The organism is Microcoleus sp. Pol1C5 (assembly GCF_036701115.1).
GTDB lineage: Bacteria > Cyanobacteriota > Cyanobacteriia > Cyanobacteriales > Microcoleaceae > Microcoleus.
Window position 1 is genome coordinate 22029 of the sequence record NZ_JAUBQE010000070.1, and the last position, 6086, is coordinate 28114.

Below are 6086 nucleotides of genomic sequence, written 5' to 3' on the forward strand. Positions count from 1 at the left end.
TACCAAATTAGGCACTTAAACATTTTTTAAGTATACGAATAGAAATCGTAGCTTTTCATCTATCCCAAGTTACATTCCTCAAGTTATAGTAGAAGGAAGAAGGAAGAAGGAAGAAGGGTCTTCGGCTTTTCGAGCGGATAGAAATCAGCAATCAGGAAGAAGGAATGGACAATCCTCAATCTTCTACCAATTATTAAAAGTCGCAGCACCCCGCACCGGAGAAGGCAAAGTCGTTTCCATACATAGCTGTTTGGTTCTCCATGCGCGCACTATGTTGAAATATTGTGCGTGTTCGGCTCCAAAAAAAACCTTCTAGTCAGGAACTAGAAGGAAGGTGGTGTATGATCTCAAGTACAACAAGGTCTTTAATCGCAATTGTGGCGGCACATCCCGATCGCACACATCTGTCTAATGGCTGAAAGTATGTGCACACTTACTAAGCATTTTGAATCGCTGTTTTTAAACTCTTGCAGAATTTCCCGATAGCCTCTAAACCCTGTTCTGGAGTTCCTTCAGCCAAGCGTTTGACAAAAGCACTGCCAACAATCGCAGCATCTGCACCCCATTCTTTCACTTGGCGAGCGTGTTCAGGTTGCGATATACCAAACCCGACGCCGATGGGTTTGTCGGTGACGGTACGGAGTTCTTGCAGCAATTCTTTTGCTCTCGTTTCTAAGCCTTCGCGTACTCCCGTAACCCCCGTCACACTGACTAAGTAAATAAATCCTTGAGACTGACGGGCGATCGCTTCTATGCGACTTTTGGGACTGGTGGGAGCAACTAATAATGTTAGTTCAATCCCTAGTTTGTTGGCAGGTTGGATGAGAGTGTCTGCTTCTTCTAAGGGCAAGTCGGGTACAACCAATCCCTGAACTCCGGCACTTTTGATTTGCTGCAAGAAGGTTTCTATACCTCGGTACAAAATCGGGTTGTAGTATGTGAAGAGAATGATGGGCGATCGCAAATTCGGACTAACTTTCGCTACCATTTCCAGCACCGAATCTAACCGCGTTCCCCGCTGTAAAGCCCTTGTAGCAGCGGCTTGAATCACCGGTCCGTCAGCTAGCGGGTCAGAATAGGGAACGCCAAGCTCGATCGCATCTGCACCGTTATCATCCAAAATTTGCAATGCTTTAGCAGTTGTCTCCAAGTCTGGGTCGCCAGCAGTAATAAAAGGAATCAATGCACATTGGTTGTTTTTGCGTAACGTTTCAAAACAATTAGAAATAGTCATTAGTTATTAGTCATCAGTCATTGGTTATCAGTCATCATACATAGGATTTCCCCTCGCTCGAGCGCAATCAAATTTGTTTGTAGTGAGGAATTACTTCCTCATAAAACTACCTCGGACTGAAGTTTTCACTACAAACCTATCGCGCTTATTTTAGGGAACGTGATATCAGTCATCAGTCATTAGTTAGCCGTCAATATTACTATTCATGAGTTGTTATTCCCAGTCATTAGTTCCGAGTTTATTGCTAATAACTAATCACTAATAGCTCACTAATAACTAATAACTGAGAACTAAGGACTATGGACTAATTATCTTTTTCTTGCTCAATTTCGGCTTGAAGTTTGGCTAATTCTTCAGGAGTGAGTTCATCCAGTTGCTTCTGCAAGACAGCTTCTTTGTAGTCTTGCAATTGCTGGCTGTAGGTCATATTTTGAGTCAGTGCTCGAAATAAATAAGTCACCAGCCAGCCAATCAAGCCGGCGACCAAAAATAACTGACTCCAAATCCCTGCATTCATGCTGTCGAGTCCGGCGAATTGCAGTAGCAAGTAGACCAACCCACCTGCTACAAAAAAGCCGATACTGATTCCAATTACGTCAATACGTCGCATTTAGGCTTCTATCTGCCGCCGTTTGGGCCGAAAATTCAAAAACGGAGCTAGGAGAAACATACCTGGGAAGAAGAAGAACATCAAGAAGTACATGAAGCCGCGCTCAAAAGAGGTAGCGACGTACCAGCGGCTGTTCAGGTAAGCGTAGGTGGCCGCGGGTACTACCAGGAGGTAGGCTCCTGCCAAGACGGCGTAAAGCAGTAAGGTAATATACATAGATTTGCTTTAGGGGAATAATAACAGGGGTAAGTCGGTTGACACGCTCCGTTAGCTGGTTAACTATTGTACCGCTTGGGGAGATCCAGCGCGACTTTTGGGAATTTTTTGATTAGGGGTTGCGTAAATTGTGGTTTTGGCTGTAGAATAAAAGGCTGTTGCTCTTAGTGGCTCAAAACCACAGCAGCTTGACCAAAGGGGGGCGTGGCGGAATGGTAGACGCTACGGACTTAAAATCCGTTGACCCGAAACGGTCGTGTGGGTTCAAGTCCCTCCGCCCCCATAAAAATCTCGGAATTATACCTTGCAAGCGATCGGCAAGTGCGATCGTCCCCGTAAACAAAAACGAAGTCGCCCCGCGTTATCAACTGAGGCCCATCTAAAATTTTACAGTCAAGTTTGATGAAATTCTGGTGGGGTGGGCGTCCCGCCCCACCAGAATACAATCTAGATTAGTAACAGCTTATTACGCAGCAACTGGCAAAGTAATCACAAATTCCGTGCCCTGTCCTATTTGAGAATTTACCTCAATTTTGCCTTGATGCTTGGCAAGGATTTGATAGGAAATAGCCAATCCTAATCCAGTACCTTTGCCGATCGACTTTGTAGTAAAAAATGGGTCAAATATCTGTTGGGTACTGGCGGACGCAATTCCCGACCCGTTATCCCGAATCTTGACGGTGACAGTATTGTCGGCCGTAATTTCCGTGCTAATCCAAATCGTTGGCGAATAGCCTTTGTCTTCCTTTTTCACCTCCTCCAGCGCATCTATTGCATTACTAATAATATTCATAAATACTTGATTTAGTTGCGCAGGATAGCACTCAAGCGCAGGCAACTTACCGTATTGTTTAATAACTTGAATACCTTGTTTGAGTCGGTGATTGAGAATGACGAGGGTGCTATCTATTCCTTCGTGAATGTCGGCAGATCTCATTTTTCCGTCATCCGATCGCGAAAAATTCCGCATGGATACGACAATTTCGCGAATGCGATCGGCTCCCATTTTCATCGAAGAGAGGGTTTTTGGTAAATCTTCTCTGAGAAATTCGAGTTCAATGTCTTCGATGCGCTCTAGAATGGCATCTGGTGGGTTGGGATAGTATTCTTGATAGAGAGTTACCAAACCTGCCAAATCTTCGATGTATTGGTTGGCATAGTCAATGTTGCCGCCGATGAAGTTGACAGGATTGTTGATTTCGTGGGCTATCCCTGCAACCATTTGACCGAGAGATGACATTTTTTCGGTCTGAATTAATTGGGATTGAGTTTGTTTTAGTTCTTGTGTATACTCGCTAACTCGCTGAATCAATTGATTGAAAGACGCAGCTAAAACTCCGATTTCGTCGTCTGTTGTGACTGGTACTTGCAGGTTAAAATTTGATTCGCGAGTGACTTGCTGAGCCACATTAGTAACGGTTTCGATGGGTTGGGCGATCGCACGGCTGGTTTTGTCCGCTAGCGTGGCGGCGATGAGTGCTGAAATTAGCATACTCCCGAGAATAATTCGGTTTCGCAAACTTCCAGCTTCTTCTAATGCTTGGGTTCCTTGCTGTTTGTGAATTTCTACTGTAGAAATTAAGTCAGTTAAACTTTGAGCCAGGTTATCTAGTAGGATCGCCTCTTGGCCGGTGCTATTCCTCAACATTTGTAGCTGTGCGGAGTCAATGCTGTTGGGGGGTAAATTCCAAACTTCCGCTTCTTTTAACTGCAATTTAATTAGCTTACCGTAGTAATCAATGACGAGGGCAGATTTCTTCAAGAGAGCCTGCAATACTGCCTCTTCTGTTGCTAGTCTCTTGGGATTTTCTCGTGCGAAAGATTCAATTTCTGAAATCAGGATTTTCGCCTGATTGATTTGCCCGAAAAACCGCTCTTGTTCGTATTTCAGCGCCACAGTGTTTCCCAAAACGGCTGGCAATCTCGCCGCGTGCGATCGGGCTTCAAATACGGTATTTTGCAAATTTTGCAGCAGTTGCTGCTGCTGCCCAGCAACATTCACCTGAACTAAAGCTTGCTTGCGAAAGTAGTCTCCCAATCTCAGTCCCGCACCAGTTCCCAAAATCGCTATGCTGATAGCTAAAGCATAGCCATAGCTAATTTTTTGGCCGATCCGCAAATGGTTGCATCCTGCCTTTAGCCCAGTTAGATTAATAGTTGAATTCGGCAACAAATGTTTTTGAGCACAGTGTTCTTGCTCTACCTTGCTATTTTTGGACTGACTGTGGGTAAATAATAACATGGGAAGTTCCTCCCAAACAAATTAGGAGTAATTGAGCAAAGAAAAGCAGAATGCACTTATGCTGAAGGCGGAAAGCTGTTTTGACTGTTTAATTTTGAATTTGGAAATCTTTAACTCAAAACTTAACTCTTCCCCTATTATCTCTGTTTTTATACTAGAGTGTTTGTGATCTCTATCAACACTCTATGTGATTATACGCAAATTTACAAAACTTATGATGACAACGATTAGTATTTTTAGTCAGTTGGGACACAAGGCCCAACTACGGGTTCTCCCCGTTTTTCTTTTTTTGCCAGTTCTAGGTTTAATTCCAGCACTTTTGCTAAAATATCGTCGCTGTCAGTAAATCCGTAAGCTTGCATTACTTCGCGATCGAGCTTAGCATGAAGTTTATAAAGTTGATTGGTTGGCTCATTAAAAAAAAGTTATAAAGTAGAGTAATCCTCCACTGCTTTGCTGACATTTGTGGACTGCGGTACAGTGAAGTAGTAAGAGCGAAGTGCGATCGCCTCTCTCATTTTTAAACATTTTCCATTTTAATAGTGTAGCAGGTTAAATGATGCTAAAGTCTCAGTATGAAAAATATCCTGTCGGCGAAAAACACACTTTAGCCGTCCGGGAGAATTTCGGAAGTGCCAAAGTGTATGGACAAAATGCACAGTCAGTGCTTAACAAAGCTACTGGATTTATCAATGCTTACGATTTTACGCTAAATCCCTACCGCGGTTGTCAGTACGGATGCAGCTATTGTTATGCTGCTGCTTTTAGCCCTAATTCACAGATGCGGCAGGATTGGGGAAATTGGGTAATAATCAAGCAAAATGCCGCAGAAGTTTTACAAAAAGAGTTGCAAAGTTGGTACAAGAAAAACCCAGAGCGCTCACCTAGCATTTACATGAGTAGTGTCACCGATCCATATCAGCCCATTGAATCTAAAGAACAACTAACTAGGCACTTGTTACAAGTGATGGTTCCCTATCAACCGACGCTGGTTATCCAAACTAGAAGTCCTATGATAACTAGAGATGTCGATATTTTACAGCAATTTCAGCGGTTGCGAGTTAACATGAGCATTCCCACTGGTAGCGAAAAAGTGAGGAAAGATTTTGAACCCAAATCGCCGAGTATTCCTGCGAGACTCAAAGCTATTGCCAAACTGAGATACAGTTTTCCTTACCGAGAAAATTGCGATGTCAGATTTTCGATAACTGTGACGCCACTACTCCCTACCTTACCGGAAGATGAAGCTGATTTTATTAGCAAGCTGGAAGTTGCTGATCGGGTAGTGATTCAGGATTTTCATGCTAGCAACGCGCGATCGCTAATTGCGTCAACTCGCGAGGAAGCATTAGCTCTTAAACAAAAGTACGCTTGGTGGTACAATACCGAACAACAAAGTTATCGCAAGTTTAAAAATAAATTAATTGCGATGCTTCCGGGAGTTGAAATTATGGAAGGCAAAGAGGGATTTGGCTATGAGTAATCCGCTAGTAAATTGGTGGCGTTCTCATAAGTTTAACGAAGCCGTTAAGAGTCAAAATAATCGAGTTGCCAAACAACTGTTAAAACAAATAGAAAATTCCGGGGCAAAACTCTCATGGCAGCAGAAGCTATTTAAAGAGCGCCTACAGCTTGAGAAGTTATTGCAGCAAAAAAATGACCGCATCAAAGAAGCCGATCGCCATTTAGAAGAATTAGAAATGCAACTACAGCACTTTGCGTGACTAAGAGGTACAGTAACAGCAGTGAGCAAAATAATTTTTGATTTGCTTAGTTGAACATAA

At 43.2% G+C, this 6086-nt stretch carries 7 protein-coding genes and 1 tRNA gene; 3 read left to right on the forward strand and 5 right to left on the reverse strand.

The features are described from left to right. Window positions 1-436: 436 nt before the first annotated feature. From trpA to ndhL, 3 genes are all read right to left on the reverse strand, one after another. On the reverse strand, window positions 437-1234 hold the full coding sequence (gene trpA / locus QUA23_RS27860; RefSeq protein ID WP_333079077.1) for a tryptophan synthase subunit alpha: 798 nt from the start codon (window positions 1232-1234) through the stop codon (window positions 437-439). A 304-nt stretch (window positions 1235-1538) separates the two neighbouring features. Further along, entirely contained in the window at window positions 1539-1844 is a 306-nt protein-coding gene (locus QUA23_RS27865; RefSeq protein WP_006635827.1) for a DUF3007 family protein, read from the reverse strand. Further along, window positions 1845-2060 carry an NAD(P)H-quinone oxidoreductase subunit L gene (gene ndhL / locus QUA23_RS27870; protein WP_193972727.1) on the reverse strand — a complete coding sequence of 72 codons (216 nt, stop codon included), beginning with the start codon at window positions 2058-2060 and terminating at the stop codon, window positions 1845-1847. It lies immediately after the preceding gene. Between the two features lie 198 nt (window positions 2061-2258). On the opposite strand from ndhL, the gene QUA23_RS27875 reads away from it, so the two are divergent. Next, window positions 2259-2343 (forward strand) — tRNA-Leu (locus tag QUA23_RS27875). Between the two features lie 183 nt (window positions 2344-2526). Here QUA23_RS27875 and QUA23_RS27880 read toward each other — a convergent pair. Continuing rightward, window positions 2527-4302 (reverse strand): ATP-binding protein, encoded by a 1776-nt coding sequence (locus QUA23_RS27880; protein WP_333079076.1) that lies wholly within the window; start codon window positions 4300-4302, stop codon window positions 2527-2529. A gap of 236 nt (window positions 4303-4538) precedes the next feature. Beyond that, window positions 4539-4664, reverse strand: coding sequence for a hypothetical protein (locus tag QUA23_RS27885; RefSeq protein WP_333079075.1), 126 nt, complete (start codon window positions 4662-4664; stop codon window positions 4539-4541). 194 nt (window positions 4665-4858) lie between these two features. Between QUA23_RS27885 and QUA23_RS27890 the strand changes: the two genes are divergently transcribed. Continuing rightward, the gene (locus QUA23_RS27890; RefSeq protein WP_333079073.1) at window positions 4859-5785 is read left to right on the forward strand and encodes a radical SAM protein; all 927 of its coding nucleotides are present in this window, start codon (window positions 4859-4861) and stop codon (window positions 5783-5785) included. Beyond that, a complete protein-coding gene (locus QUA23_RS27895; protein WP_333079071.1) occupies window positions 5778-6026 on the forward strand; it encodes a hypothetical protein in 249 nt (82 codons plus the stop codon). The genes QUA23_RS27890 and QUA23_RS27895 overlap by 8 nt, the downstream gene beginning before the upstream one ends. Window positions 6027-6086: the final 60 nt, after the last annotated feature.

Bases quoted from the DNA above. Each gene is read 5' to 3' on its own strand.
- QUA23_RS27880 (WP_333079076.1), bottom strand. From the start codon at position 4,302: ATGTTATTATTTACCCACAGTCAGTCCAAAAATAGCAAGGTAGAGCAA.
- trpA (WP_333079077.1), bottom strand. From the start codon at position 1,234: ATGACTATTTCTAATTGTTTTGAAACGTTACGCAAAAACAACCAATGT.
- QUA23_RS27885 (WP_333079075.1), bottom strand. From the start codon at position 4,664: ATGCAAGCTTACGGATTTACTGACAGCGACGATATTTTAGCAAAAGTG.
- QUA23_RS27895 (WP_333079071.1), top strand. From the start codon at position 5,778: ATGAGTAATCCGCTAGTAAATTGGTGGCGTTCTCATAAGTTTAACGAA.
- QUA23_RS27890 (WP_333079073.1), top strand. From the start codon at position 4,859: ATGATGCTAAAGTCTCAGTATGAAAAATATCCTGTCGGCGAAAAACAC.
- QUA23_RS27865 (WP_006635827.1), bottom strand. From the start codon at position 1,844: ATGCGACGTATTGACGTAATTGGAATCAGTATCGGCTTTTTTGTAGCA.
- ndhL (WP_193972727.1), bottom strand. From the start codon at position 2,060: ATGTATATTACCTTACTGCTTTACGCCGTCTTGGCAGGAGCCTACCTC.